This window comes from Micromonospora inyonensis, assembly GCF_900091415.1.
GTDB classification, from domain to species: domain Bacteria; phylum Actinomycetota; class Actinomycetes; order Mycobacteriales; family Micromonosporaceae; genus Micromonospora; species Micromonospora inyonensis.
Genome location: NZ_FMHU01000002.1, coordinates 841762 through 868362, shown reverse-complemented (window position 1 = coordinate 868362; position 26601 = coordinate 841762). Strand labels below are relative to the sequence as shown.

Annotated in this window: 22 protein-coding genes; 9 read left to right on the top strand and 13 right to left on the bottom strand. The window is 72.0% G+C overall.

Annotated features, from left to right (window positions below; genetic code table 11):
• Positions 1-63 precede the first annotated feature (63 nt).
• Both sufB and GA0074694_RS18850 read right to left on the bottom strand, forming a co-directional pair.
• Positions 64-1494, bottom strand: coding sequence for a Fe-S cluster assembly protein SufB (sufB, locus tag GA0074694_RS18855; protein WP_091460229.1), 1431 nt, complete (start codon positions 1492-1494; stop codon positions 64-66).
• Positions 1491-2249 carry a helix-turn-helix transcriptional regulator gene (locus GA0074694_RS18850; RefSeq protein WP_091460227.1) on the bottom strand — a complete coding sequence of 253 codons (759 nt, stop codon included), beginning with the start codon at positions 2247-2249 and terminating at the stop codon, positions 1491-1493. The genes sufB and GA0074694_RS18850 overlap by 4 nt, the downstream gene beginning before the upstream one ends.
• 98 nt (positions 2250-2347) lie before the next feature.
• Here GA0074694_RS18850 and GA0074694_RS18845 point away from each other — a divergent pair, with 98 nt between their 5' ends.
• Positions 2348-3325 (top strand): COX15/CtaA family protein, encoded by a 978-nt coding sequence (locus GA0074694_RS18845; protein ID WP_176738005.1) that lies wholly within the window; start codon positions 2348-2350, stop codon positions 3323-3325.
• A gap of 224 nt (positions 3326-3549) precedes the next feature.
• Here GA0074694_RS18845 and GA0074694_RS18840 read toward each other — a convergent pair whose 3' ends face one another.
• Both GA0074694_RS18840 and GA0074694_RS18835 read right to left on the bottom strand, forming a co-directional pair.
• The gene (locus tag GA0074694_RS18840; RefSeq protein ID WP_091463383.1) at positions 3550-4467 is read right to left on the bottom strand and encodes an ATP-grasp domain-containing protein; all 918 of its coding nucleotides are present in this window, start codon (positions 4465-4467) and stop codon (positions 3550-3552) included.
• A gap of 14 nt (positions 4468-4481) precedes the next feature.
• Positions 4482-4820 (bottom strand): hypothetical protein, encoded by a 339-nt coding sequence (locus GA0074694_RS18835; protein WP_091460221.1) that lies wholly within the window; start codon positions 4818-4820, stop codon positions 4482-4484.
• Between the two features lie 182 nt (positions 4821-5002).
• On the opposite strand from GA0074694_RS18835, the gene GA0074694_RS18830 reads away from it, so the two are divergent.
• Positions 5003-5845: an IS5 family transposase gene (locus GA0074694_RS18830; protein WP_091453604.1), complete on the top strand. Its 843-nt coding sequence runs from the start codon at positions 5003-5005 to the stop codon at positions 5843-5845.
• A 133-nt stretch (positions 5846-5978) separates the two neighbouring features.
• On the opposite strand, the gene GA0074694_RS18825 is transcribed toward GA0074694_RS18830, so the two are convergent.
• On the bottom strand, positions 5979-6935 hold the full coding sequence (locus tag GA0074694_RS18825; RefSeq protein ID WP_091460218.1) for a heme o synthase: 957 nt from the start codon (positions 6933-6935) through the stop codon (positions 5979-5981).
• Between the two features lie 288 nt (positions 6936-7223).
• Between GA0074694_RS18825 and tkt the strand changes: the two genes are divergently transcribed.
• The 6 genes from tkt (at position 7224) to pgl (ending at position 15623) form a co-directional block, all read left to right on the top strand.
• The gene (tkt, locus tag GA0074694_RS18820; protein WP_091460215.1) at positions 7224-9362 is read left to right on the top strand and encodes a transketolase; all 2139 of its coding nucleotides are present in this window, start codon (positions 7224-7226) and stop codon (positions 9360-9362) included.
• A gap of 16 nt (positions 9363-9378) precedes the next feature.
• Positions 9379-10500, top strand: a complete 1122-nt coding sequence (tal, locus tag GA0074694_RS18815) for a transaldolase (protein WP_091460212.1) — start codon at positions 9379-9381, stop codon at positions 10498-10500.
• Entirely contained in the window at positions 10497-12146 is a 1650-nt protein-coding gene (locus tag GA0074694_RS18810) for a glucose-6-phosphate isomerase (RefSeq protein ID WP_091460209.1), read from the top strand. The genes tal and GA0074694_RS18810 overlap by 4 nt, the downstream gene beginning before the upstream one ends.
• Before the next feature lie 2 nt (positions 12147-12148).
• Entirely contained in the window at positions 12149-13699 is a 1551-nt protein-coding gene (gene zwf / locus GA0074694_RS18805; protein WP_091460207.1) for a glucose-6-phosphate dehydrogenase, read from the top strand.
• Positions 13696-14712: a glucose-6-phosphate dehydrogenase assembly protein OpcA gene (locus GA0074694_RS18800; protein ID WP_091460204.1), complete on the top strand. Its 1017-nt coding sequence runs from the start codon at positions 13696-13698 to the stop codon at positions 14710-14712. Before zwf ends, GA0074694_RS18800 begins: the two co-directional genes overlap by 4 nt.
• A 140-nt stretch (positions 14713-14852) precedes the next feature.
• Positions 14853-15623, top strand: a complete 771-nt coding sequence (gene pgl / locus GA0074694_RS18795) for a 6-phosphogluconolactonase (RefSeq protein WP_091460202.1) — start codon at positions 14853-14855, stop codon at positions 15621-15623.
• 130 nt (positions 15624-15753) lie between these two features.
• Here the strand turns inward: pgl and secG are convergent, their stop codons facing one another.
• The 8 genes from secG to GA0074694_RS18750 form a co-directional block, all read right to left on the bottom strand.
• A complete protein-coding gene (gene secG, locus GA0074694_RS18790; protein WP_091460199.1) occupies positions 15754-16008 on the bottom strand; it encodes a preprotein translocase subunit SecG in 255 nt (84 codons plus the stop codon).
• Positions 16009-16103: 95 nt separating this feature from the next.
• Entirely contained in the window at positions 16104-16895 is a 792-nt protein-coding gene (gene tpiA / locus GA0074694_RS18785) for a triose-phosphate isomerase (RefSeq protein WP_091460197.1), read from the bottom strand.
• Entirely contained in the window at positions 16895-18151 is a 1257-nt protein-coding gene (locus GA0074694_RS18780; RefSeq protein WP_091460194.1) for a phosphoglycerate kinase, read from the bottom strand. The genes tpiA and GA0074694_RS18780 overlap by 1 nt, the downstream gene beginning before the upstream one ends.
• Positions 18148-19152, bottom strand: a complete 1005-nt coding sequence (gene gap, locus GA0074694_RS18775) for a type I glyceraldehyde-3-phosphate dehydrogenase (RefSeq protein ID WP_091460192.1) — start codon at positions 19150-19152, stop codon at positions 18148-18150. The genes GA0074694_RS18780 and gap overlap by 4 nt, the downstream gene beginning before the upstream one ends.
• 260 nt (positions 19153-19412) lie before the next feature.
• The gene (gene whiA / locus GA0074694_RS18770) at positions 19413-20393 is read right to left on the bottom strand and encodes a DNA-binding protein WhiA (protein WP_091460190.1); all 981 of its coding nucleotides are present in this window, start codon (positions 20391-20393) and stop codon (positions 19413-19415) included.
• 80 nt (positions 20394-20473) lie between these two features.
• Positions 20474-21595: a gluconeogenesis factor YvcK family protein gene (locus tag GA0074694_RS18765; RefSeq protein WP_091460187.1), complete on the bottom strand. Its 1122-nt coding sequence runs from the start codon at positions 21593-21595 to the stop codon at positions 20474-20476.
• Complete coding sequence (gene rapZ, locus GA0074694_RS18760) at positions 21592-22491, bottom strand: RNase adapter RapZ (protein WP_091460184.1); 900 nt, start codon at positions 22489-22491, stop codon at positions 21592-21594. The genes GA0074694_RS18765 and rapZ overlap by 4 nt, the downstream gene beginning before the upstream one ends.
• Positions 22492-22879: 388 nt before the next feature.
• On the bottom strand, positions 22880-24466 hold the full coding sequence (locus tag GA0074694_RS18750; RefSeq protein WP_091460180.1) for an alkaline phosphatase D family protein: 1587 nt from the start codon (positions 24464-24466) through the stop codon (positions 22880-22882).
• Between the two features lie 288 nt (positions 24467-24754).
• On the opposite strand from GA0074694_RS18750, the gene recQ reads away from it, so the two are divergent.
• Positions 24755-26599, top strand: a complete 1845-nt coding sequence (gene recQ, locus GA0074694_RS18745) for a DNA helicase RecQ (RefSeq protein WP_091463382.1) — start codon at positions 24755-24757, stop codon at positions 26597-26599.
• Positions 26600-26601: the final 2 nt, after the last annotated feature.

Genomic DNA, 26601 nt, shown 5'->3' with positions numbered 1-26601 from the left:
GGGTCCGGTGTGAGATGGCGGACGGGCCGGTGTGGACCGGCCCGCCCGTGGGACGGGACGGCGTCAGCCGACCGCGCCCTCCATCTGCAGCTCGATCAGGCGGTTGAGCTCCAGGGCGTACTCCATCGGAAGCTCCTTGGCGATCGGCTCGATGAAGCCGCGCACGATCATCGCCATCGCCTCGTCCTCGCTCATGCCCCGGCTCATCAGGTAGAAGAGCTGGTCCTCGCTGACCTTGGAGACGGTCGCCTCGTGCCCCATCGACACGTCGTCCTCGCGGATGTCGACGTAGGGGTAGGTGTCCGAGCGGGAGATGGTGTCGACCAGCAGGGCGTCGCACTTGACCGTGCTCGCGCTGTGGTGCGCCCCCTCCATCACCTGGACCAAGCCCCGGTACGAGGTGCGGCCGCCGCCCCGGGCGATCGACTTCGACACGATGGTGCTGGACGTGTGCGGCGCGGCGTGCACCATCTTCGCCCCGGCGTCCTGGTGCTGGCCCTCGCCGGCCATCGCCACCGAGAGCACCTCGCCCTTGGCGTGCTCGCCGGTCATGTAGACCGCCGGGTACTTCATGGTGACCTTGGAGCCGATGTTGCCGTCGATCCACTCCATGGTCGCGCCCTCGTGGCAGACGGCGCGCTTGGTGACCAGGTTGTAGACGTTGTTCGACCAGTTCTGGATGGTCGTGTACCGGCAGCGGGCGTTCTTCTTGACGATGATCTCCACGACCGCGCTGTGCAGCGAGTCGGAGGAGTAGATCGGTGCGGTGCAGCCCTCGACGTAGTGCACGTACGCACCCTCGTCGACGATGATCAGCGTCCGCTCGAACTGGCCCATGTTCTCCGTGTTGATCCGGAAGTACGCCTGGAGCGGGATCTCCACGTGCACGCCCTTCGGCACGTAGATGAACGAGCCACCGGACCAGACGGAGGTGTTCAGCGCGGCGAACTTGTTGTCGCCGACCGGGATCACCGTGCCGAAGTACTCCTTGAAGACGTCCTCGTGCTCCTTGAGGGCGGTGTCGGTGTCGAGGAAGAGGACACCCTGCTCCTCGAGGTCCTCACGGATCTTGTGGTAGACCACCTCGGACTCGTACTGCGCCGCGACACCGGCGATCAACCGCTGCTTCTCCGCCTCGGGGATACCCAGCCGGTCGTAGGTGTTCTTGATCTCCTCGGGCAGGTCCTCCCAGCTGGCGGCCTGCTTCTCGGTGGAGCGGACGAAGTACTTGATGTTGTCGAAGTCGATCCCGGTGAGGTCGGCGCCCCAGGCCGGCATGGGCTTGCGGCCGAACAGCCGCAGACCCTTCAGGCGCAGGTCGAGCATCCAGGCCGGCTCGTTCTTCTTGGCCGAGATGTCCCGCACCACCGCCTCGTTGAGGCCACGCTGGGCGGTCGCCCCCGCGACGTCGGAGTCGGCCCAGCCGTACTCGTAACGACCGAGGGCGGCGAGCTGCTCCTCCTGGGTCAGGGGCTGGACGATCTGCTCGGTCATCTATCTGTCCTCACAGTGGAGACGGTCTTACCGGACGGAACACGCCCCGGTTGGCCCGGGATGTGCGTGGTGCACACCCCGTCGCCGTGGGCGATGGTGGCCAGACGCTGCACGTGCGTGCCGACCAGACGGGAGATCACCGAGGTCTCGACCTCGCAGAGCTGGGGGAACTCGGCGGCCACGTGCGCCACCGGGCAGTGGTGCTGGCAGAGCTGGCCGCCGGACGCGATCGTGGACGCGTTGGCCGCGTAGCCCTCGGCGGTCAGCGCACCGGCGAGCGCCTCGGCGCGGGCGAGGGGGTCCTCCCCGGCGCCCTCCATCGCCGCCCGGCACCGGCGCTCCAGCGCGGCGACCTGCTCGGCGGCGAACGCCTCGACCGCCTGGGGGCCGCCGGTACGGGCGATCCAGCGCAGCGCGGCGGTGGCCATGTTGTCGTAGTGGTGGGTGCCGCAGCGCCCCCGGGCGGCGTCGGTGAGCACGAAGACCTTGGCCGGACGGCCCCGGCCCCGGTGGGCCCGCACCGCCTGCTCGCGGGCGACCACGTCGCCGTCGGCGAGCATCGCGTCGAGGTGGCGGCGGATCGCCGCCGGGCTGAGGCCCAGCGCGTCGCCGAGCTGCACGGCGGTGGTCGCACCCCGCTCCAGCAGGAGCTGGGTGACCCGCTCACGGGTGGAGACGTCGGCCGCGGAAGCGGGCACCCCGACGACCGGACCGGCCGCCGGCCGCTGCCCGGAGAGCGCCGCCGTGTTTTTCACAACGCCCACGTTACGTAATTCGCGGGACGGCCGCAAACCCGGGTCCCGGTGATCCGAACCACCGCGCTCGTGGAGCCACCGGAGACCCGAGCACTACAGTGCGTAGGATTCGCGGTGTGATGCGACCCGCCCGGTTCCCGGTCTCCGCCGCCCTGCTGCGCCGACTCGCGCTCGCCTCGATCATCGCCAACGTCGGAATCGTGGTCACCGGCGGGGCCGTCCGACTGACCGACTCCGGTCTCGGCTGCCCCACCTGGCCCCGGTGCACCGACGAGTCGTACACCGCGACCGCCGAGATGGGCATCAACGGCGCCATCGAGTTCGGCAACCGGCTGCTCACCTTCGCGGTCGGGCTGATCGCGCTGGCCACCCTGCTCGCGGTGCTGCTGCACCGGTCCCGCCGGCGCAGCCTGCTCCCGCTGGCGGTCGCGGTCTTCCTGGGCATTCCGGCCCAGGCGGTGATCGGCGGGATCACCGTGCTGACCAACCTCAACCCGTGGGTGGTCGGGCTGCACTTCCTCGCCTCGATGGCGGTGATCGCGGCGGCGTACGCGCTCTGGCGGCGCACGAAGGAACCGGACGGCCCGACGGTGGCCGTGGTGCCGGCCCCGCTGCGCACCCTGGCCTGGCTCACCACCCTGGTGAGCGTCGCGGTGCTGGTCATCGGCACCTGGGTCACCGGCAGCGGCCCGCACGCCGGCGACCACGGCGCGGCCCGCAACGGGCTGGACCCGGAGTCGATCGCCCAGGTGCACGCCGACAGCGTCTTCCTGCTGATCGGCCTCTCCGTGGCGCTCGTCTTCGCCTTCCGGGCAGTCGGCGCGACCGGCGCGGCCCGGGCGGCGCTGGTGCTGCTGGCGGTGGAGCTGGGTCAGGGGCTGATCGGTTTCGTGCAGTACCTCACCCACCTGCCGGCGTTGCTGGTGGGCGCGCACATGCTCGGCTCGTGCCTGGTGCTGCTGGCCACCCTGTCGGTGCAGTGGTCGACCCGCGAGCGGCGCCCCGCCCCGGCTTCGGCAACCTCCACCGAGGCGACGGACGCCGAGCTGCACCCGGTCGCCGCCGCACACAGCTGACCCCCCGCCGCACCGGCTCCACTCCCCCGCTGCCGCCACCCGGCCGCTGTCTGCCCACCCGCCCCGCGCCTGCCCGCGTGTTTGCAGGGGCCCCCTGCTCCTCAAAAAGCGGCAACAGGGGGCCCCTCAGCGGCGGCAGCGCGCGTGCACGGGCGAGGGTGCGGGTACGGGGTGCGGGGTGCGGGTTCGGGGTGCGGTGGGGTGCGGGCGGTGGGACGCGCCGGTCAGGCGGTCGCCCGTAGGCGGGACACGACCGCGTCGGCGAAGCGGTCGGCGGCACCCTCGGCGGGACCGAGGAAGAGCGACGGCTCGGTCAGTTCCAGCTCGACCAGGACCGGCGTGCCGTCCGGGCCGGGGATCAGGTCGACCCGGGCGTAGAGCAGCCGCTCCGCACCACCGGGCACCGCCGCGAGCGTCCGCTCGGCCACCGCGAGCTGCTCTCCGGTGGCGGTGCGCGGATCGATCCGCTCGGTCCGGAACAGTTCTTCGGACGGCAGGTCGGGGCCGGCGAGCATGGCGCCCTTGCGGATCGCGTGACTGAACACGGGGCCGGTGGGCCCCCCGGCGAACAGCAGCGCGGTCTCCCCCGCCGTGTCGACCCCGTGCAGGTACGGCTGCACCATGGCGACCCGCCCCGCGGTGCCGAGCCGGGTCAGGTGGTCGGCGGCGAGCTGACGGTGCCCGGGGTCGCCCAGGTCGTACCGGCCGCTGTCCAGGCTGCCCGCGCTGACCGCCGGCTTGACGACGTACTCGCCCCGCTCAGGCAGCTGCCCGGTCTCTCCGGGCGCGACCCAGGTGGTGGGTACGGTCGGCACCCCGGCGGCGGAGAGCGCGTCGAGGTAGCGCTTGTCGGTGTTCCACGCGACCACGTCGGCCGGGTTGGCCAGCCGGGGCACGGTGTGCGCCCAGGCGACGAACTCGTCGCGACGGACGGCGTAGTCCCAGGTCGAACGGATCACGACCAGGTCGTAGCCGGCCCAGTCGACGTCCGGGGCGTCCCAGATGACGGTGTCCACGTGCACGCCGCGGGCGGCCAGCGCGGCCCGCAGGAGCCGGTCGTCGGGTTCGAGGTCGGGCAGGTCGGCGCAGGTGACGAGAGCGACCCGGGGTTCCCCCCGGGTCGGCTGGTGGTCGTGGGTCAAGGTCGTCCGACCGTCTATCGCGCCATGGTCCGGCGGGCCATCGACCGCCACAGGTCGTTGCTCGGCCGCATCTGGTCCATCAGCTCACGCTCCCAGGCGTTCTCCACGGCGACCCCCGCCAGCGCGCAGGCCTGTCGCGCCACGTCGGTGCCCTCGGCGAACTGGTCTCCCCACTCACCATCGGAGCCCAGCAGCACGATGCGCGCGCCCCGCTTGCCGACGTACTCGATGACCGCCGTCGCGCCGCCGTGCTCGGCGGCGAACGACCGGATGCCGGAGACCAGGCCGCCGTGCGGGGCCTCGCCGGAGGCGGTCTGATCAGCCGTCAGCGTCGTATCGGAACCATCTGCCATGCCCGGCAGCGTAAGCAGATGCGGCCACGGATGGGCGAGAACGATGAACTATTTGTGATGCCAATTACCCCGAGGTTTTAGAGGTCGCGCGGAATGGTGGGTTGATCGGCGCGCCTGAACGGATGCAGGCACAGAACTGGTGATCATGAAGTTGCTGACGCTCCGTGATCACGGGAGGTTCTGTGCCTGCCATTCCAGCATGGCTGATCGAGCCGTTGTGGGTCCAGTTCGCCGCGCTGCTCCCCGATCGGCCGACCTACCAACCGACACATCCGCTGGGCTGTCACCGCAAGCGGATCGATGACCGCATCGTGTTCGACAAGCTGGTCCAGGTGTTGCGGTTCGGCTGCGCCTACGAGGCGATCGCCGATGCCACCTGTTCGGCCACCACGATCCGCGGCCGCCGTGACGAGTGGATAGAGCTTGGGGTGTTCGCCCAGCTCAAACAGATCGCCCTGGACGCCTACGACCGGCTCGTCGGCCTGGTCCTCGACGACATCGCCGTGGACGGCTGCATCACCAAGGCTCCCGGCGGCGGCGAGGCCGCCGGACGCTCACCGGTCGACCGGGGCAAGCAGGGCATGAAACGCTCGTTGATGGTCGACGGCTACGGCATCCCCCTCGGCCGGGTCCTGGCCGGCGCGAACCGACACGACTCACCCCTGCTCGGCCCCACCCTCGACCACCTCGACGACCTCGGCCCACTACCCCAGGCCATCACGGTGCACCTCGACGCCGGATACGACTCCCAGGTCACCCGCGCCCTGCTGGCCGAGCGCGGCCTGACCGGTGAGATCGCCCACAAGGGCGACAAGGCGCCCATCCAGGCGAGCCAACGGTGGCACGTCGAACGGACGAACAGCTGGCACAACGCGTTCAACCGGCTGCAACGCTGCTACGAACGAACAGAGAAGGTCATCGACGCCTTCTTCGACCTCGCCGACGCGATCATCACCGTCCGCAGCCTCATCCGGCGTGCATGGACCCTCTACCGGTGGAACAACCGACCCGCCCGCCGCCGATGATCAACAACCATTCCGCGCGACCTCTAAGGTGAACCACAGACAATTCGACACGACATGTCATGATCTTTCGGGTAAATCAGGCGCGGAATATGACAACAAGATGACAGCGCCCTGACCCGCTGCGGGCCGGTGCCTACAGCAGCGCGTCGAGCGCGACGGCCGCCGCCAGGATGGTCAGGTACGTCGTGGACCAGTGGAACAGCCGCATCGGCTTCACCGCCTCGCCCCGGACGGAACGCCGGCACAGCTTGTGCGCCTCGACGATGAACACCGCCCCGACCACCAAGGCGACCGCGCCGTAGATCGGGCTCATGCCGAGCGGCCAGAGCGCCAGCGAGGAGAACACGGTGAGCCAGGTGAAGATGATGATCTCGGCGTTGACCCGACGGGTGGAGGCCACCACCGGCAGCATCGGGATGCCGGCGCGGGCGTAGTCCGCCTTGTACTTGATGGCCAGCGCGTAGAAGTGCGGCATCTGCCAGAAGAAGACCACGGCGAACAGGGCCCACGCCGCCGGGGCGAGCGAGTTGGTCACCGCCGCCCAACCGATCAGCACCGGCGCCGCGCCGCAGGCCCCGCCCCAGAACGTGTTCTGCGGGGTGGTCCGCTTCAGCCAGAGCGTGTAGACCAGGTCGTAGTAGACGATGGCGGCAAGGGTCAACCCGGTGGCCAGCCAGTTGGTGAAGACCGCCATCAGGACCACCGAGACGGCCGCCAGGACGAGCCCGAAGACCAGGGCGTTACGCGGGGTGACCGTGTGGGTGGGCAGCGGGCGGCGCTTCGTCCGCCGCATGACCTGGTCGATGTCCCGGTCGATGTAACAGTTGATCACGCTGGCCGCGCCAGCGGCGAGGGCGCCGCCGACCACCACGACCGCGATCAGCCAGAGCGACGGCATCCCCTCGGCGGCGAGCATCATCGCCGGGACGGTGGTGACCAGCAGCAGCTCGACGATGCGCGGCTTGGTGAGGGCGACGTACGCCGCGACCACCGCCCGCGCGTTCCGCCGCGCACCCACGCCCTCCGACGTCACCTCCGCCGCAGGCCGTGCGGCGGGACTGTTGACGGGGCGTTCGGTGATCATGCTCACGGACGGCCACCTTCCGGCATCGGCAGGAGATCGGCTCGGCGGCGGCCGGTTGGCGGACGCACACACCGACCGACAGCCTACGCGGCGTGATCCGCGCAGCCCGTTCACCCCGTCCCCCGTGCCCGTCATCACATCCGTACGGCGTTCCGGAACGCCGAACCCCCGCGCGCGAGCGACCCGGACGCCCCGGGCCAAACCGCATGCAGAGATCCCCGGGCGGGGGTTTACCCCCGCTCGATAGGGTCATCTGTCGAGGGTTCCGCCCATCTGCCGAGGAGCACAACCATCGTGGCTGCCAACCGACCCGAACAGACAACCCTGACCTGGTCCGATCTCGACCGGCGGGCCGTGGACACCGTCCGAGTGCTGGCCATGGACGCCGTGGAGAAATCCGGCAACGGCCACCCCGGTACGGCGATGAGCCTCGCGCCCGCGGCGTACCTCCTCTTCAACAAGGTGATGCGGCACAACCCGGCCGACCCGAACTGGCCCGGGCGGGACCGCTTCGTCCTCTCCGCCGGCCACTCCAGCCTCACGCTCTACATCCAGCTCTTCCTCACCGGCTACCCGCTGGGCCTGGACGACCTGAAGGCGCTCCGGCAGTGGGGCTCGCTCACCCCGGGCCACCCCGAGCACGGGCACACGCCGGGCGTGGAGACCACCACCGGCCCCCTCGGGCAGGGGCTGGGCAACGCGGTCGGGATGGCGATGGCGGCCCGCCGTGAGCGCGGCCTGTTCGACCCGGACGCCGCCGGCGGCGCGTCGGTCTTCGACCACCGCATCTGGTGCATCGCCTCCGACGGCGACATCGAGGAGGGCATCAGCCACGAGGCCAGCGCCCTCGCCGGTCACCAGCAGCTGGGCAACCTCACGCTGATCTACGACGACAACGAGATCTCCATCGAGGACGACACCCGGATCGCCAAGAGCGAGGACGTCGCCGCCCGCTACGAGGCGTACGGCTGGCACGTGCAGACCGTCGACTGGCGGCGCGGCGACGCCGACCAGGGCGAGTACCACGAGGACGTCGAGGCGCTGCACGCCGCGCTGCTCGCCGCGAAGGCCGAGACCGACCGCCCCTCGTTCATCGCGCTGCGCACCATCATCGGCTGGCCCGCGCCGAACAAGCAGAACACCGGAAAGATCCACGGCTCGGCCCTCGGCGCCGACGAGGTCGCCGCCACCAAGAAGCTGCTCGGCTTCGACCCGATGCGCACCTTCGAGGTGAGCGAGGAGGTGCTCGCGCACACCCGCACGACGCTCACCCGGGGTACGCAGGAGCAGCAGGAGTGGCAGGCCGCGTTCGACGGGTGGGCGAAGGCCGCCCCGGAGCGCAAGGCCCTCTACGACCGGCTGGCCACCCGTACCCTGCCGGAGGGCTGGGCGGACGCGCTGCCCACCTTCCCGGCGGACGCCAAGGGCGTCGCCACCCGGGCCGCCTCCGGCAAGGTCCTGGAGGCCCTCGCCCCGGTGCTGCCGGAGCTGTGGGGCGGCTCGGCCGACCTGGCGGAGAGCAACAACACCACGATGAAGGGCGAGCCGTCCTTCGTCCCCGCCAGCCACGCCACCAAGGAGTTCCCCGGCCACGAGTACGGCCGCACGCTGCACTTCGGCATCCGCGAGCACGCCATGGGCGCGATCCTCAACGGCATCGCCCTGCACGGCGGCACCCGCCCGTACGGCGGCACCTTCCTGGTCTTCAGCGACTACATGCGTCCGGCGGTGCGGCTCGCCGCGCTGATGAAGCTGCCGGTGGTCTACGTCTGGACGCACGACTCGATCGGCCTCGGCGAGGACGGCCCCACCCACCAGCCGGTGGAGCACCTGACCGCGCTGCGGGCCATCCCCGGCCTGGACGTGGTGCGCCCGGCCGACGCCAACGAGACCGTCTGGGCCTGGCGGGCGGCGCTGGAGCACACCGACCGGCCGACCGCGCTGGCGCTGAGCCGCCAGCCGCTGCCGACGCTGGACCGCTCGGCCCTGGCCGGCGCGGAGGGCGTGGCGAAGGGCGGCTACGTGCTGGCCGAGGCGAGCAACGGCAAGCCGCAGGTGATCCTGATCGGCACCGGTTCGGAGGTGCAGCTCTGCCTCACCGCGCGGGAGCGGCTGGAGGAGCGGGGCACCCCCACCCGGGTCGTCTCCATGCCCTGCCAGGAGTGGTTCCACGCGCAGGACGAGGCGTACCGCGAGTCGGTGCTCCCGCGCGGCGTGAAGGCCCGGGTCAGCGTCGAGGCGGGTATCGGCATGTCCTGGCGGGGCGTCGTCGGCGACAGCGGCGAGTCCGTCAGCCTGGAGCACTACGGGGCCAGCGCCCCGCACTCGATGCTCTTCGAGCAGTTCGGCTTCACCCCCGACCGGATCGTGGCCGCCGCGCACGCGTCGCTCACCCGGATCGGCGACATCACCGGTTTCACCACCGGCAACTGAGGGGAGCGTGAACGGTATGACTGACAGGTTGCGCGAGTTGACCGCCGCAGGTGTGGCGGTCTGGTTGGACGATCTCTCCCGGACCCGGCTCAGCTCGGGTGGGCTGGACCAGCTCCGGCGGGAGAAGCACGTGGCCGGGGTGACCACCAACCCGACCATCTTCGCGAAGGCGCTCAAGGACGCCGACGAGTACGACTGGCAGGTGCGGGACCTCGCCGCGCGGGAGGTGCAGGTCGAGGAGGCCGTCCGCATGCTCACCACGTACGACGTGCGCTGGGCGTGCGACGTGATGCGCCCGTCGTACGACGGCAGCGCGGGGGTGGACGGCCGGGTCTCCATCGAGGTGGACCCGCGGCTGGCCCACGACACCCTGAAGACCGTCGCCGAGGCCAAGGCGCTCTGGTGGCTGGTCGACCGGCCGAACCTCTTCATCAAGATCCCGGCGACCGAGGCCGGACTGCCGGCGATCACCGCCACCCTCGCCGAGGGGATCAGCGTCAACGTCACGCTGATCTTCGGGCTGGACCGCTACTCGCAGGTGATGGAGGCCTTCCTGGCCGGGCTGGAGCAGGCGAAGGCGAACGGCCACGACCTGTCGACGATCGGCTCGGTCGCCTCGTTCTTCGTCTCGCGGGTGGACAGCGAGATCGACAAGCGGCTGGAGAAGATCGGCTCCGCCGAGGCGAAGGGGCTGCGCGGCAAGGCCGCCGTGGCGAACGCCCGGCTGGCGTACGAGCGCTACGCGGAGGTCTTCGCCTCCGACCGCTGGCGAGCCCTCGCCGACGCCGGAGCGCACCCGCAGCGCCCGCTCTGGGCGTCCACCTCGACGAAGAACCCGGACTACCGGGACGTGATCTACGTCGAGGAGCTGATCGCCCCCGGCACCGTCAACACCATGCCGGAGCCGGTGATCCACGCGTACGCCGACCACGGCGAGACCCGGGGCGACACGGTCACCGACGGGTACGACGAGGCCCGGCAGGTCTTCGCGGACCTGGAGTCGATCGGCGTGGACATGGCCGACGTGATCGCCACCCTGGAACGTGAGGGTGTGGAGAAGTTCGAGGCGAGCTGGCAGGAGCTGCTCGACGGGGTCCGGACGTCGCTGGAAGCGGCGCAGCGAGGAGGCAAGGCGTGAGTGACCTGCTGGACGGCCCCGTGGAGGCCGCTGCCGGATTGGCCGTGTACGGCGCTGCGGCGGTGGACGCCGCCGGCGCCGCCTCCACCCGGGACGCGCTGGTGCGCGACGGCGTGCCCGGACGACTGGCGCAGAAGGACGCCACCATCTGGGGTCCGGACGCCGAGCAGGAGGCCAAGATCCGGCTCGGCTGGGTGGACACCCACCGCCGCAGCCGCGACCTGCTCCCCCAGCTCGCCGAACTCAAGACCGAGCTGGGCGACCTGGACCACGTGGTCCTCGCCGGCATGGGCGGCTCCTCGCTGGCCCCCGAGGTGATCGCCCGGACCCTCGGGAAGCCGCTGACCGTGCTGGACACCACCGACCCGGGTCAGGTCCGGGCGGCGCTGGCCGACCGGCTGGAACGGACGGTGGTCGTGGTGGCCAGCAAGTCCGGCTCCACGGTCGAGACCGACAGCCACCGGCGCGCGTACTGGCAGGCGTTCCTCGACGCGGGGATGACCGAGGCCGAGGCCGGGCGGCACTTCGTGGTCGTCACCGACCCGGGCTCCCCGCTGGAGGCCACCGCCACCGAGATGGGCGCCCACGTGGTGCTCGCCGACCCGGAGGTGGGCGGCCGGTTCTCCGCGCTGACCGCCTTCGGGCTGGTGCCGTCCGCGCTGGCCGGGGTCGACGTCGCCGCGCTGATCGACGAGGCCGACGCGCTCGCGGAGAGCTTCGGTGGCGAGCGCGACAACCCGGGCCTGGCGCTCGGGGCCGCGCTCGGCGCCGCCGCCACCCAGGGCCGGGACAAGGTCGCCCTGGTCAGTGACGGCACCGGCATCGAGGGGCTCGGCGACTGGGCCGAGCAGCTCGTCGCCGAGTCGACCGGCAAGGCCGGCGTCGGCATCCTGCCCGTGGTGGTGGAGGCACCGGACAGCCCTGGCGTGACCGGGGACGACGTGCTCACCGTCAGCTACGGCGGGGCGCTGCCGGCCGGGGCGATACCCGGCGGCGGGGCGCAGCCGCACGTCGCGGTCAACGGCCCGCTCGGCGCGCACTTCCTGACCTGGGAGTACGCCACGGCGGTGGCCGGGGCGGTGCTCGGCATCGACCCGTTCAACCAGCCGAACGTGACCGAGAGCAAGGAGAACACCAACCGGATCCTGGCCGCCGGCCCGGTCACCGAGGAGCCGTCGTTCACCTCCGGCGCGATCGAGGTGTACGCCCCGGCGGGTGCCCCGGGCGACGTGACCGGCGTGCTGCGCTGGCTGCTCGACGGGCTGGCCGACGGCGGCTACCTCGCGGTCATGGCGTACCTCGACCGGTTCGCCGACACCGACGCGGCCGAGCTGCGGTCGCTGCTGGCCGGGGCGGCCGGACGGCCGGTCACCTTCGGCTGGGGACCGCGCTTCCTGCATTCCACCGGCCAGTACCACAAGGGCGGCCCGCAGGTCGGCAGCTTCCTCCAGCTCACCGGAGCGGTCGCCGAGGACCTGCCGGTCCCCGGGAAGCCGTACACCTTCGGGGAACTCCAGGCGGCGCAGGCCGCCGGTGACCGGCAGGCCCTGGCCGGCCGGGAGCGTCCCCTCCTGCGGCTGCACCTGACCGACCGGGCGGCGGGCGTGGCCCAGCTGCTCGACGCGGCCCGACGGCTCCGGACGTGACGATGACCAGAAAGGATCCAGCGGAGCGAGGAGGCGGCGTGAACCCGCTGCGCGACCCGCAGGACCGGCGGCTGCCGAGGATCCCGGAGCCCTGCGCTCTGGTGATCTTCGGCGTCACCGGCGACCTGGCCCGCAAGAAACTGCTGCCCGCGGTCTACGACCTGGCCAACCGGGGGCTGCTGCCCCCGGGGTTCGTGGTCCTCGGCTTCGCCCGCCGGGACTGGGGCGACGGCGACTTCGCGTCGCTGGCCCACGAGGCGGCCAAGAAGCACGCCCGGACCCCCTGGCGGGAGGAGGTGTGGGCGCGGCTGGCCGGCAACATCAAGTTCGTCGGCGGGTCGTTCGACGACGACGCCGCGTTCGACCAGCTCGCGGCCACGCTCGACGAGCTGCGCGACACGCACGGCATCACCGGTAACGCCGCCTTCTACTTCTCCATCCCCCCGGCGGCGTTCCCCGTGGTGCTCAAGCAGCTCGCCCGCACCGGGATGGCTGACAACGCCAAGTCCGGCGGATGGCGGCGGGTGGTGGTGGAGAAGCCGTTCGGGCACGACCTGCCCTCGGCGAAGGAACTCAACGACCTGGTCGACGACGTCTTCACCAGCCAGGACGTCTTCCGGATCGACCACTACCTGGGCAAGGAGACGGTCCAGAACATCCTCGCCCTGCGCTTCGCCAACAACCTGTTCGAGCCGCTGTGGAACTCCCACTACGTCGACTCGGTGCAGATCACCATGGCCGAGGACGTCGGCATCGGCAGCCGGGCGGGGTTCTACGACTCCGCCGGGGCCGCCCGCGACGTGGTCCAGAACCACCTGCTGCAACTGCTGGCCCTGGTGGCGATGGAGGAGCCGACCAGCTTCGGCGCCGACGAGATCCGGGCCGAGAAGCTCAAGGTGCTCCGGGCGATCACGCTGCCGGAGGACATCAGCCGGGGCACCGTGCGGGGCCAGTACCTGCCCGGCTGGGTCGGCGGCCAGCGGGCGGTCGGCTACCTGGACGAGGAGGGCGTCCCGGCGGACTCCACCACCGAGACGTACGTCGCGGTGCGGCTCGGCATCCAGAACCGCCGCTGGGCGGAGGTGCCGTTCTACATCCGCGCCGGCAAGCGGCTCCCCCGGCGGGTCACCGAGGTGGCCATCATGTTCAAGCGCGCCCCGCACCTGCCGTTCAACGACGCCGACATCGAGATGCTCGGCAACAACCAGCTCGTCATCCGGGTCCAGCCGGACGAGGGCGTGGTGCTGAAGTTCGGCTCCAAGGTGCCCGGCACCACCATGGAGGTCCGGGACATCGCCATGGACTTCCAGTACGGCGAGGCGTTCACCGAGGCCAGCCCGGAGGCGTACGAGCGGCTGGTGCTGGACGTGCTGATCGGCGACCGCACCCTCTTCCCGGACGCCGCCGAGGTGGAGCAGAGCTGGCAGGTGGTGGACCCACTGGAGCGCGCCTGGGCGGGCACGAAGCCGGAGCCGTACCGGGCCGGTGAGTGGGGTCCCCGGGCGGCCGACGAGATGCTGGCCCGCGAGGGCCGGGCCTGGAGACGAGCATGATCGGGCTGTGGGACACCACCGGCAACGAGGTGGTCAAGGCGCTCGCCGCCGAACGGCGCAGCGCGGGCGGGGTGGCCAGCGGTATGGCCCTCACGTTGATCGTGGTGGTGGACGAGAAGCGCGTCCGGGAGGCGGAGGCGGCGGCCACCATCGCCGCCGCCGCCCACCCGTGCCGGCTGCTGGTCGTGGTCCGATCGGACGTGGAACGGGAGCACAACCGGCTGGACGCCGAGATCGTCGTCGGCGGCCGGCTCGGCCCGTGCGAGGCGGTCGTCACCCGGATGTACGGCCGGCTCGCGCTGCACGCCGAGTCCGTGGTGATGCCGCTGCTGGTGCCGGACGTGCCGGTGGTGACCTGGTGGCACGCCGAGCCTCCCGAGGAGATCGCCACCGACTTCCTCGGGGTGGTCGCCGACCGGCGGATCACCGACGCCGCCCAGGCGGCGGACCCGATCGAGGCGCTGCGGCAGCGGGCCCGGGACTACGCCCCGGGCGACACCGACCTGGCCTGGAGCCGGATCACCCCGTGGCGCACCCTGGTCGCGGGGGCTTTCGACACCACCCAGGCGCGGGTCACCGAGGCAACCGTGGTGGCACCCCGGACCGACCCGACGGCGGCGTTGATGTGCGGCTGGCTGGGTGGCCGGCTCGGCATCGAGCCGCGCTGGGAACACGCCGACGACCAGCCCCGCATGCGCGAGGTGCAGCTGCGCTGCGCCAACGGCGACGAGCTGACCCTGACCCGGGAGGACAGCACGGCGAAGTTCCGACGTACCGGCCAGGCCGACCGGGACCTACCGCTGGTGCGGCGGCCGCTCGGTGACGAGCTGGCCGAGGAGCTGCGCCGGCTGGACGCCGACCAGGTGTACGCCGAGGCTCTCGGCGCGGCGGCGGGGCTCTCCGGGCTGGACGACCGTCCCGCCCAGCGGGTGCACGTGTGGAAGGACCCGGCCACCGCGCGCCGCGCCGAGGCGGGCGTCACCACGCACGCCTCGACCAACGCGCCATCCTGACCACCGGGCTGTCCCGCCCGTCACGCGATCCGGGTGACGGGCGGGACGGCCCGGCCACGACCACCACGGGCGGGGCCGCCCGGGCGACGAGACGTACCGTCGGGCGGGATGCCCTGCGGTCGACGAGAAAAAGGCACGTGATGAGTGAGGCGAGTGTCGCCGTACACGCCGACGCCGACCTGCTGGCGCAGGCGGTCGCGGCCCGGTTGCTGGTGAAGCTGCTCGACGCGCAGGCCGACCGGGGCCAGGCGTCGGTGGTGTTGACCGGGGGGCGGATCGCCGCCGCCGTGTACCGGGCGGTGGTGGCCCTGCCGGCCCGGGACGCGGTCGACTGGGCACGGGTGGACGTCTGGTGGGGCGACGAGCGTTTCCTACCGGCCGGACACCCGGAGCGCAACGAGACCCAGGCGCGGTCGCAACTGCTCGACCTGCTCCCCCTCGACCCGGCCCGGGTCCACCCGATGCCGGCCTCGGACGGCCCGGACGGGGCGGACCCGGAGGCGGCAGCCGCCCGGTACGCCGAGGAACTCGCCGCCGCGGCCCGTCCCGGGCACGCCACCCTGCCCCACTTCGACGTGCTGCTGCTCGGCGTCGGCGAGGACGGCCACGTGGCGTCGGTCTTCCCCGAGCACCGGGTGCACTACGAGAGCCGGCCGGTCAGCGCGGTCCGGGGCAGCCCGAAGCCGCCGCCGGTGCGGATCACCCTGACCCTGCCGGCGATCAACACCGCCGAGGAGGTGTGGCTGGTGGCCAGCGGATCGGACAAGGCGGCGGCGGTCCACATGGCGCTCGACGGCGCCGGCCCGGTGCAGCTGCCGGCAGCCGGGGCGGCGGGCGTCAGCCGTACCCTCTGGCTGCTCGACCGGGCCGCGGCGGCGGACGTACGCCCCCGCTTCCGCAGCCTGCGCTGAATGGTTGCCGGGGGCCCTTGCTACCGCTTTCCGCACGGCAAGGTGCCCCGGCAACCAACTGGAGCGCAAAAAACTGCGCGCGGCCCGTGGGTACGGGCCGCGCGCAGGTGCCTACGACGGGAAGGCTCGGTCAGGCGGCAACCGCCAGCTTGAGCCAGAGCCCGAGGCCGATGATGCAGGCGAACCAGACGATGCCCACCAGGACGGTGTAGCGGTCGAGGTTCTTCTCGGCCACGGAGGAGCCGGCGAGGCTGGAGCTGACTCCGCCGCCGAACATGCTCGACATCCCGCCGCCCTTGCCCCGGTGCAGCAGGATCAGCATGGTGAGCATGGTGCTCGTGATCGTCAGCAACACGATCAACGTGTATGCGAACCAAGTCGGCATGGCTGGGGTCAGTCCTCTCGTTGCGATCCTCGCCCCGCGCGTGTCGGGCGTGCGGCACCGACCGACGGACGGGCGGAGTCAAGGATAGCGAGCGATCAGCGGGTGATGTGCTCCGGGAAGCGGCAGATCTGTGCGAATTCCTCGGCGTCGAGGCTGGCGCCGCCGACGAGCGCGCCGTCCACGTCCGGCTTGGCCATGATCGCGGCGACGTTCGACGCCTTGACCGACCCGCCGTAGAGGATCCGGACCTGGTCCGCGGTCGCCTGGTCGTACAGCTCGGCCAGGCGCTCACGCACCGCCCCGCACACCTCCTGGGCGTCCTCCGGGGTCGCGGTCTTGCCGGTGCCGATCGCCCAGACCGGCTCGTACGCGATCACGACCTTGGTGACCTGCTCGGCGCTGAGCCCCTTCAGGCCGGCGGTGAGCTGGTCCTGGCAGTGCACGACGTGCCGCTGCTCGTCCCGGACGTCCAGTCCCTCGCCGACGCAGAGGATCGGGGTGAGCCCGTTGCCGAGCGCCGCGGTGACCTTGGCGTTGACCAGGGCGTCGTCCTCGTGGTGGTACGCGCGCCGCTCCGAGTGCCCGACCACCACGTACGAGCAGCCGAGCCTCGCCAGCATCGCCCCGGAGATCTCCCCGGTGTACGCCCCGGACTGGTGCGGGGAGAGGTCCTGGGCCCCGTAGCCGATGAGCAGCTTGTCGCCGTCGACCGCGGTCTGCACCGTCCGCAGATCGGTGAAGGGCGGCAGGACGACGCACTCGACGTCGGTGAGCTGCTTCTCGTCGAGGCTGGCCGCCAGCTTCTGGAGCAGGAGGTTCGCCTCGAAGTGGTTCAGGTTCATCTTCCAGTTGCCGGCCATCAACGGCCGGCGGGTGACCGCCGCCATCAGTCCTCCAGTGCCGCGATGCCGGGGAGGGTCTTGCCCTCGAGGTATTCCAGCGAGGCGCCCCCGCCGGTGGAGATGTGCCCGAACGAGGACTCGTCGAGCCCGAGCGCCCGCACCGCGGCGGCCGAGTCACCGCCGCCGACGACGGTGAACGCGTCGGTCTTGGTGATCGCCTCGGCGACCCCTCGGGTGCCGTTCGCGAACGCCGGCATCTCGAACACGCCCATGGGGCCGTTCCAGAAGACCGTCTTCGCGTCGGCGAGCGCGGCGGCGAAGCCGGCGACCGTCTCCGGGCCGATGTCCAGGCCGAGCCGCTTGGCCGGGATCGCGTCGGCGGCGACGGTGTCGTGCGCCGCGTCCGGGGCGAAGGCGTCCGCCGCCACCACGTCGACCGGGAGCATGATCTTGCCCTCGGACCGCTCCAGCAGGTTGCGGCAGGTCTCGACCATCTCCTCCTCCAGCAGCGAGGTGCCCACCTCGTGGCCCTGGGCCTTGAGGAAGGTGAAGCACATCCCGCCACCGATGAGCAGCCGGTCGACCTTCGGCAGCAGCGCCTCGATCACCGCGAGCTTGTCGGAGACCTTGGAACCGCCGAGCACGACCACGTACGGGCGCTCCGGCTCGCCGGCCAGCCGACCGAGCACCTCCACCTCGCGCAGCACGAGGCGGCCGGCCACGTGCGGCAGCCGCGCCGGGACGTCGTACACGCTGGCGTGCCTGCGGTGCACCGCGCCGAAGGCGTCGTCCACGTAGGCCTCGCCGAACCCGGCGAGCTGGTCGGCGAAGGCGGCCCGCTCGGCGTCGTCCTTGCTGGTCTCCCCCTTGTTGAAGCGGAGGTTCTCCAGCAGCGCGACCTGGCCGTCGGCGAGGGCCTCCACCGTCGAACGGGCGGAGTCGCCGACCGTGTCGGTGGCGAAGTGCACCGGCGCGCCGAGCAGCTCACCGAGCCGTCCGGCGACCGGACGGAGGCTGTACTGCGGGTCCGGCGCGCCCTTCGGACGGCCCAGGTGCGAGCAGACGACCACCTTCGCGCCGGCCCGCACCAGCGCGTCGAGGGTCGGCAGCACCGCGCGGATGCGCCCGTCGTCGGCGATCCTCATTCCGTCCGGAGTGCCGTGTCGCGGCGCGGAGGCGGAATTATGATCGGCGATCTGGCCGGTCTGCTTGTCGAGTGGCACGTTCAGGTCGGCGCGTACCAGGACGCGCCGACCCGAAACCCCCTCGGCGAGCAGGTCATCGAGGGTACGGATGGTCACAGCGACGAACCCACCAGCTTGACCAGGTCGACCAGGCGGTTCGAGTAGCCCCACTCGTTGTCGTACCAGCCCACGACCTTGACCTGGTTGCCGATCACCTTGGTCAGCGGCGCGTCGAAGATGCAGGACGCCGGGTCGGTGACGATGTCGGCCGACACGATCGGGTCCTCGTTGTAGACCAGGACACCCTTGAGCGGACCCTCGGCCGCGGCCTTGATGGCGGCGTTGACCTCGTCGACGGTGGTCTCCCGGCCGACCTCGACGGTCAGGTCGGTGGCGGAGCCGGTCGGGATCGGCACGCGCAGCGCGTACCCGTCGAGCTTGCCCTTGAGCTCGGGCAGGACCAGGCCGATCGCCTTGGCGGCGCCGGTGGAGGTCGGCACGATGTTCAGCGCGGCGGCGCGGGCGCGGCGCAGGTCCGAGTGCGGCGCGTCCTGGAGGTTCTGGTCCTGCGTGTACGCGTGGATCGTGGTCATCAGGCCCTTCTGGATGCCGAAGGTGTCCTGGATGACCTTCGCCATCGGGGCCAGGCAGTTGGTGGTGCAGGAGGCGTTCGAGATGATGGTGTGCTTGGCCGGGTCGTAGTCGTCGTGGTTGACGCCCATGACGACCGTGACGTCCTCGTTCTTCGCCGGGGCGGAGATGATGACCTTCTTGGCCCCGCCGTCGACGTGCGCCTTGGCCTTGGTGGCGTCGGTGAAGAACCCGGTGGACTCGATGACCACGTCGACACCCAGGTCGCCCCAGGGCAGCTTGCCCGGGTCGCGCTCGGCGTACGCCTTGATGGTCTGGCCACCGACGGTGATCTCGTCGGCGGTGGCCTTGACCTCGTGCGGGAGGCGACCGAGGATGCTGTCGTACTTGAGCAGGTGGGCGAGCGTCGCGTTGTCGGTCAGGTCGTTCACGGCGACGACCTCGACGTCCGCGCCGGACGCCAGGACTGCCCGGAAGAAGTTGCGGCCGATGCGGCCGAAGCCGTTGATGCCAACCCGGATGGTCACAGGTCCCATCTCCTCGCGTTCTGGTCCGCCGGCGCCAGACGGCGGCCGGCGAGTTGATGTGCGCCGACCGTTGGAGCCGGCCGTTGACAGTTCATCTCGGCCACCCCGCCGCGGTCCGACGGACCAGACCGCCGAGGCGGTGGATACGGCGGGGGAAGCCAGTTGCCGGCCCCCTTGCCGTACGCTGCGACCCTATCCGAGCGCACGACGGCGCGCTGCGCCGGGGCGTGGCCCGGACCCGTCAGCGCCCCACCGTCCTATCAGACCACGAGCATGTCGGGCGTGACGGCCGCTTCGGTATCGGGGATACCGAGGTCGCGGGCGCGCTTGTCGGCCAGCGCGAGCAGCCGGCGGATCCGGCCGGCGATGGCGTCCTTGGTCAGCGGCGGGTCGGCCAGCGCGCCGAGCTCCTCCAGGGAGGCCTGCCGGTGCTCCAGGCGCAGCCGGCCGGCGGAGGTGAGGTGATCCGGGGCGTCGTCGGCGAGGATCTCCAGCGCCCGGGTCACCCGGGCGGCGGCGGCGACCGCCGCCCGCGCCGACCGGCGCAGGTTGGCGTCGTCGAAGTTCGCCAGCCGGTTGGCCGTCGCCCGGACCTCACGCCGCACCCGGCGCTCCTCCCAGGCCAGCACGCTGGAGTGGGCACCGACCCGGGTGAGCAGCGCGGCGATCGCGTCGCCGTCCTTGACCACCACCCGTTCCACGCCGCGCACCTCACGGCTCTTGGCGGTGATCCCGACCCGGCGGGCCGCGCCGACCAGCGCCATCGCCGACTCCGGGCCGGGACAGGTGATCTCCAGTGCGCTGGACCGGCCCGGCTCGGTCAGCGAGCCGTGCGCCATGAACGCGCCCCGCCAGGCCGACACCGCGCAGCAGGCGTTCGCGGCCACCACGTGCGGGGGCAGGCCGCGCACCGGACGGCCCCGGACGTCCAGCAGCCCGGTCTGCCGGGCCAGCGACTCGCCGTCCTTGACCACCCGGACGATGAAGTGACTGCCCTTGCGCAGGCCGCCGGAGGCGAGCACGTGGATCTCACTCGAGTAGCCGTAGACCTCGGCTATCTCGCGGCGCAGCCGTCGGGCGACCGCCCCGGTGTCCAGTTCCGCCTCGACCACCACCCGACCGGAGACGATGTGCAGCCCACCGGCGAACCGCAGCAGGGCGGTCATCTCCGCCCGCCGGCAGCAGGGCTTGGGCACGTCGACCCGACTCAGCTCGTCCTTGACCGCAGCCGTCATCGCCATTGTGCGTCCCCTCACGGACCGGTTCCGGCGTGCCGCCGGTGATTACGTAGGTGCTTAACGACCGGTGATTACGTAGGTGCTTAACGAGCGGCGCCCAGGACAGGCACCAGGGCGGCGCCCAGGGCGGCCGGATCGTGCCGGGGACTGCCGTCGGCGACGGCGACCGGGGCGAGCACGAGCCGGGCACCCAGCGATTCTGCCGCACGGGCCAGCGACTCCGGATCCGTCACCACCCGGTCGTCGGCGAGCACGCAGTCGACGACGAGTTCCGGGAGGTAGCGACGCAGCGCGGCGAGGTGGCCGGCGGCGGAGAGCCCCTGGGTCTCCTTCTCGGCGGAGAGGTTCAGGGTGACCAGCCGCCGGGCCGGGCTGGCGACGACCGCCTCGGCCAGGCCGGGCACCAGCAGGTGCGGCAGGACGCTGGTGTACCAGCTCCCCGGTCCGAAGATCAGCCAGTCGGCGTCCCGGATCGCGGTCACCGCCTGCGGGCAGGCGACCGGTACGGCCGGGGTGAGCCGCAACGCCTCCACCCGACCGGTGGTGACCGCCACCTGGTGCTGCCCGCGTACGGTGCGCACCTCGTCCGGGCGGGTCGGATCCACACCGCGCACCTGCGCCTCGATGCCGACCGGCTCGCAGGACATCGGCAGCACCCGGCCGACCGTGCCGAGCATGGTGCCGGCGTGTTCCAGCGCGACCACCGGGTCGCCGAGCAGTTCCATCAGGCCGAACAGCACCAGGTTGCCGACCGCGTGCCCGTCCAGGCCGTCGGCGCACCCGCCGGGCCCGTCCCCGTTCCCGGCGGCGGCGAACACCCCGGTCGACGCGCCGCGCCGGGGCCGGGTCACCGGGGCCTCGGCTGCGGGCGTACCGCCGGCCACCGGGACACCGGCACCGACCGCGACGTCGGCCGGAGCGGCGACGACGTCGGCACCGGTACGCGCGAACCGGTGCTGGAACAGCCGCGCGCTGCGGCGGGTGGCCGGGTGGTCCCCGGCCAGCGCGACCAGCGCCTGCCGGAGGTCACCGGGGGGCAGCCCGCCCCGGGCTGCGCGCAGCCGGCCGCTGGAACCGCCGTCGTCGCCCACGGTCACCACGGCGGTGATGTCGAGATCGAGTTCGGGAGCGCACCGGCGCAACGCCCGCAGCGACGCGGACAGGCCGTGCCCGCCGCCGAAGGCCACCACCTTCGTCGCCGTCATTCGCGCCCCAGGTCCCGGTGCTGGGCGTTGGCGGCGAGACCGGACTGGCGCAGCCGGGCGGCCAGCTCCTCGGTGATCGCGACGCTGCGGTGCTTGCCTCCGGTGCAGCCCACCGCCACCGTCAGGTACCGCTTGCCCTCCCGCTCGAAACCGGCGGTGGTGGCGTTGACCAGGTCGGCGTAGGCCGACACGAACGCCTCGGCACCCTCCTGGCCGAGCACGTACTCGCTGACCGGCGCGTCCCGGCCGGTCTGCTCGCGCAGGTCCGGCACCCAGAACGGGTTCGGCAGGAAGCGGGCGTCGAGCACGAAGTCGGCGTCCGGCGGCAGGCCGTACTTGAAACCGAAGGAGAGCACGGTGACCCGCAGCCGCCGGGCGTCCTCCTCGCCGAAGAGCTCCTCGATGCGCCGGCGCAGCTGGTTGACGTTCAGGTGGCTGGTGTCGATGATCACGTCGGCCTGGTCGCGGGCCTCCTCCAGCAGGCTGCGCTCGACCGCGATGCCGTCGGCCAGCCGGCCGTCGCCCTGCAACGGGTGCGAGCGGCGGACGCTCTCGAACCGTCGGATGAGCACCTCGTCGTCGGCGTCGACGAAGACCACGCGCGGGGAGAAGCCGCGCTCCTTCAGCTCCCGGATCGCGCCGGCCAGGTCGGTGGAGAAGGCCCGCGAACGCACGTCCAGCACCATCGCGGTACGCCGGGCCGCGCCGCCCGCCTTCGACGCCAGCTCGGCCATGTCGAGCAGGAGCGCCTGCGGCAGGTTGTCGACCACGTAGTAGCCGACGTTCTCCAGGGCCCGGGCCACGGTGCTCCGACCACCGCCGGAGAGCCCGGTGACCACGACCAGGCTCGTCTCCCCCTCGGCGTACGGCTGCGCCGGTGTGGCGCCCTCCGCCACCGGAGCCTGGCCTGTCAGCGCCTCGTTCACCTGCTACCCCCCGGTGGTGGCCCCGCGGCCACCACCGACCGCGAACGTCAGTGAGCGACTCTATCCCGCCCCCGGCCTGTCGACCCCGGACCGTTCCTCGGCCGGCCCGGCGTGCCTTGGCCGCCGTGCCGGGTTCACCGCCGTGCTGGCCGAGCCGTCCGTCGGCCCGGCCAGCACGTACGGGTGGTTTCGCCGTGACGGGTCGCACGCCACCTGTCAAAACCCGATGTAACGTCTACGGAATCCGGCGGAGCCCACTTCGTGGCCCCATTCGTGGCGGTGGCGCCCCTTCACCCCGCCGACCCACTTTTTCCGGACTTGCCTCCCGGCCCCTGACCCACTCGGCGGGCAACCCCTCTCAGATCTGATGCGCCCCCGGCCGCCCGGATTCGACGAAGAACGATCCGAACGTCGACTCCGGCGCGTCCGCCCGGCTCACGGTGGTCACCATCTGCAGGTCCGTCCGCATGCCCGACGCGTCCAGCTTGCAGCGCACGTAGCCGCGGCGGTCCCCGTCGAAGAACTTGATGTGCGGATTGAAGCCGATCATCGGACCGTAATAGGGGCCGTAGACCTTGCCGTCGCCGTTGCTGGAGATCGACGTCCCGACGAACTCGGTCGCCACCACCGGCGACTGCGGGTCGTCGAAGTCCCGCAGGACGTCGTTGACGAATGTGGAATGCCAGTCACCGGTCACGACGACGGGGTTCGACACCTGGTGGCGTACCCACGCGTCGGTCAGCCGGTTCCGCGCGGCCGGGAAGCCGTCCCACGCGTCGTGCCACAGCCGGTCGCCCGCGGGCCCGTCGTGGTCGAGACGCGCGAGCATCACGTTGCTCGCTAGCACGTTCCACTGCGCCGACGACGCCGCCAGGCCGTCATAGAGCCATCGCTCCTGCTCCCCGCCCAGCATCGTCACCTCCGGGTGGTACGCCTCGGGGCCGGCGTCCGCCTCACCCCACCCACGCGGCGGGATGCTGCGGTACTGCCGCCCGTCGACGACGTCGATCTGCGCCAGCCGGCCCCACCGAAGCCGACGGTAGATCCGGGGACCGTTCGGGCCGGGAGCCGCGGGCGCCCGCACCGGCTGATGCTCGTACCAGGCCTGGTAGGCGGCCGCACGCAGGGCGCCGATGTCACCCTCGTACTGCGACTGCGTGTTGGCGTAGTCGTTCTGCACCTCGTGGTCGTCCCAGGTGACCGCCCACGGGAAGCGCGCGTGCGCGGCCCGCAGATCCGGATCGCTCTTGTAGAGCGCGTACTGCATCCGCCAGCGCTCCAGGTCTCGGGGCGCGGCGCGCAGGATCGACGGCGTGGGCGTACGCCGATAGCCGCCGTTGGCGGGAATGCCGCCCTCGTAGACGTAATCCCCGAGGTGCAGGACGAGGTCGAGGTCCTCCCGCGCCATGTGCCGGAAGGACGGGTAGTAGCCGGCGGTCCAGCTCTGGCAGGACGCGAACGCGAAGGCCAGCGACCCGACTGCGGCGCGGACATCCGGCGCGGTCCGGGTGCGACCCACCGGGGACACCTCCCCGCGGTAGCGGAAGCGGTAGAAGAACTCGCCGTCCGGGCGCAGGCCGTCGACCTCGACGTGCACGGAGTGCGCCAGCGACGGCAGCGCCCGCGCGGCGCCCGCCCGGACGATCCGGCGGAACTGGGCGTCCTCGGCGACCTGCCAGTCGACGGAGACAGCCTTCGGCGGCATGCCGCCGCCCGGCTCGAACAGCAGCGGGACGAGGCGGGTCCAGAGTACGAAGCCGGAAGACGTCGGGTCGCCGCTGGCGACGCCGAGCTGGAACGGATAGTCGGCCGGGCGGGGCGCGGCAGTGGCCTCGCCCGCGGACAGCTGAGCGAACGCGGCGGCGCCCGCCACGGTCGCGACACCCGTGAGGAAACGTCGCCGGTCGACGGACGCGGCCTGGTCATGCAGGTAAGAACGGCTCATGCCGGCTAGGTGTAGTGGGGCGTTGTGGCCAACGCGTGGCCGTCCGGTGAGCAGCCGGCGGTCCCAGCATGGCGGCTGTCTGCAGCAGGTACGAACTCGGCGACCGTGACCAGTTCACACACGGGGAAAGGGGCCGGGCCCGGCAGCCCGGGCCGTCCGGTGAGCGACCGGCCGGACGAGCCGGACGACGACACCGGCCCCGACGCGGACGACGACCAGAAGCAGCCGTTCGGGACCAGCCGGCACGCGCGAGCGCAAGGCGTCACCCGGCGCTCGTACAATCCCCCGATGGACTTCCCCGCCGCGCTGCGTACCGAGACCCCGCTGGACGTGCTGCGGCGGGTCTTCGGCTACGACTCCTTCCGGGGTTTCCAGCAGGAGGTCGTCGAGCACGTGGCCGGCGGCGGCGACGCGCTGGTGCTGATGCCCACCGGTGGCGGCAAGTCGCTCTGCTACCAGATCCCGGCGCTGCTACGCGACGGCGTGGCGGTGGTCGTCTCGCCGCTGATCGCGCTGATGCAGGACCAGGTGGACGCGCTGCGCGCGGTCGGCGTCCGGGCCAGTTTCCTCAACTCCACCCTCGACCCGGACACCCGCCGCCTGGTCGAGGCGGAGTTCGTGGCCGGCGAGATCGACCTGCTCTACCTCGCGCCGGAGGCGCTGGGCAGCCGGGCCACCCTGAACCTGCTCGACCGGGGCCGGATCGCGTTGTTCGCCATCGACGAGGCGCACTGCGTGGCGCAGTGGGGGCACGACTTCCGCCCCGACTACCTCGCCCTGTCGATGCTGCACGAACGCTGGCCGGGGGTGCCGCGCATCGCGCTCACCGCCACCGCGACCTCCGCGACCCGGGCCGAGATCGCCACCCGACTCGACCTGACCGACGCCCGGCACTTCGTCGCCAGCTTCGACCGGCCGAACATCCAGTACCGGATCGTGCCGAAACGGGAGCCGCGCAAGCAGCTGCTGAGCCTGCTCCGCGACGAGCACCCCGGCGACGCCGGCATCGTCTACTGCCTCTCCCGGGCCTCGGTGGACAAGACCGCCGAGTTCCTGGTGGCCAACGGGATCGCCGCGCTGCCGTACCACGCGGGACTGGACGCGGTGACCCGCGCCGCGCACCAGCGGCGGTTCCTGCGGGAGGAGGGGCTCGTGATGGTGGCGACCATCGCCTTCGGCATGGGCATCGACAAGCCCGACGTCCGCTTCGTCGCCCACCTGGACCTGCCGAAGTCGGTGGAGGGCTACTACCAGGAGACCGGCCGCGCCGGGCGGGACGGGCTGCCGTCCACCGCCTGGCTGGCGTACGGACTCCAGGACGTGGTGCAGCAGCGCAAGATGATCGACACGTCTGAGGGCGATGCCACGCACCGGCGTAACCTCGCCGCCCACCTGGACGCGATGCTCGCCCTCTGCGAGACGGTCCGCTGCCGACGCGGACAGTTGCTGGAGTACTTCGGCCAGCCGGCGACCGGGCCCTGCGGCAACTGCGACACCTGCCTGACGCCCCCGGAGTCCTGGGACGGCACGGTGGCCGCGCAGAAGCTGCTCTCCACGGTCTACCGGCTCGACCGGGAACGCAACCAGCGCTTCGGCGCGGGGCACTGCATCGACATCCTGCTCGGGCGGAGCAACGACAAGATCGTCCAGCACCGGCACGACGCGCTGAGCACCTTCGGCATCGGCACCGACCTGCGCGAGGCCGAGTGGCGGGGCGTGGTGCGCCAACTGCTCGCCGAGGGGCTGCTGGCCGTCGAGGGCGACTACGGCACCCTCGCACTGACCGAGGCGAGCGCCGAGGTGCTGGGCCGGCGGCGCACGGTGATGATGCGCCGCGAGCCGGAGCGGCCGGCGTCGACCGGGAAGACCGCGAAGGCGGCCCGGGGCGGGGCGACCGCCGTCGTCGAGCTGTCGCCGGAGGCCGCGCCGGTCTTCGAGCGGCTGCGGGCCTGGCGCGCGGCGACCGCCAAGGAGCAGGGCGTACCCGCGTACGTGATCTTCCACGACGCCACGCTGCGCCAGATCGCCACCGACGCGCCGACGTCCCTGGCCGAGCTCTCCGGGATCAGCGGCGTCGGGGAGAACAAGCTCGCCAAGTACGGCGAGCAGATCCTGGCCATCCTCGCCGAGTGACC

Coding starts and splice junctions, on each gene's coding strand:
- sufB (WP_091460229.1), bottom strand. CDS start 1,494: ATGACCGAGCAGATCGTCCAGCCCCTGACCCAGGAGGAGCAGCTCGCC.
- GA0074694_RS18835 (WP_091460221.1), bottom strand. CDS start 4,820: ATGGCAGATGGTTCCGATACGACGCTGACGGCTGATCAGACCGCCTCC.
- tal (WP_091460212.1), top strand. CDS start 9,379: ATGACTGACAGGTTGCGCGAGTTGACCGCCGCAGGTGTGGCGGTCTGG.
- zwf (WP_091460207.1), top strand. CDS start 12,149: ATGACCAGAAAGGATCCAGCGGAGCGAGGAGGCGGCGTGAACCCGCTG.
- GA0074694_RS18800 (WP_091460204.1), top strand. CDS start 13,696: ATGATCGGGCTGTGGGACACCACCGGCAACGAGGTGGTCAAGGCGCTC.
- pgl (WP_091460202.1), top strand. CDS start 14,853: ATGAGTGAGGCGAGTGTCGCCGTACACGCCGACGCCGACCTGCTGGCG.
- secG (WP_091460199.1), bottom strand. CDS start 16,008: ATGCCGACTTGGTTCGCATACACGTTGATCGTGTTGCTGACGATCACG.
- tpiA (WP_091460197.1), bottom strand. CDS start 16,895: ATGGCGGCGGTCACCCGCCGGCCGTTGATGGCCGGCAACTGGAAGATG.
- whiA (WP_091460190.1), bottom strand. CDS start 20,393: ATGGCGATGACGGCTGCGGTCAAGGACGAGCTGAGTCGGGTCGACGTG.
- GA0074694_RS18765 (WP_091460187.1), bottom strand. CDS start 21,595: ATGACGGCGACGAAGGTGGTGGCCTTCGGCGGCGGGCACGGCCTGTCC.
- GA0074694_RS18750 (WP_091460180.1), bottom strand. CDS start 24,466: ATGAGCCGTTCTTACCTGCATGACCAGGCCGCGTCCGTCGACCGGCGA.
- recQ (WP_091463382.1), top strand. CDS start 24,755: ATGGACTTCCCCGCCGCGCTGCGTACCGAGACCCCGCTGGACGTGCTG.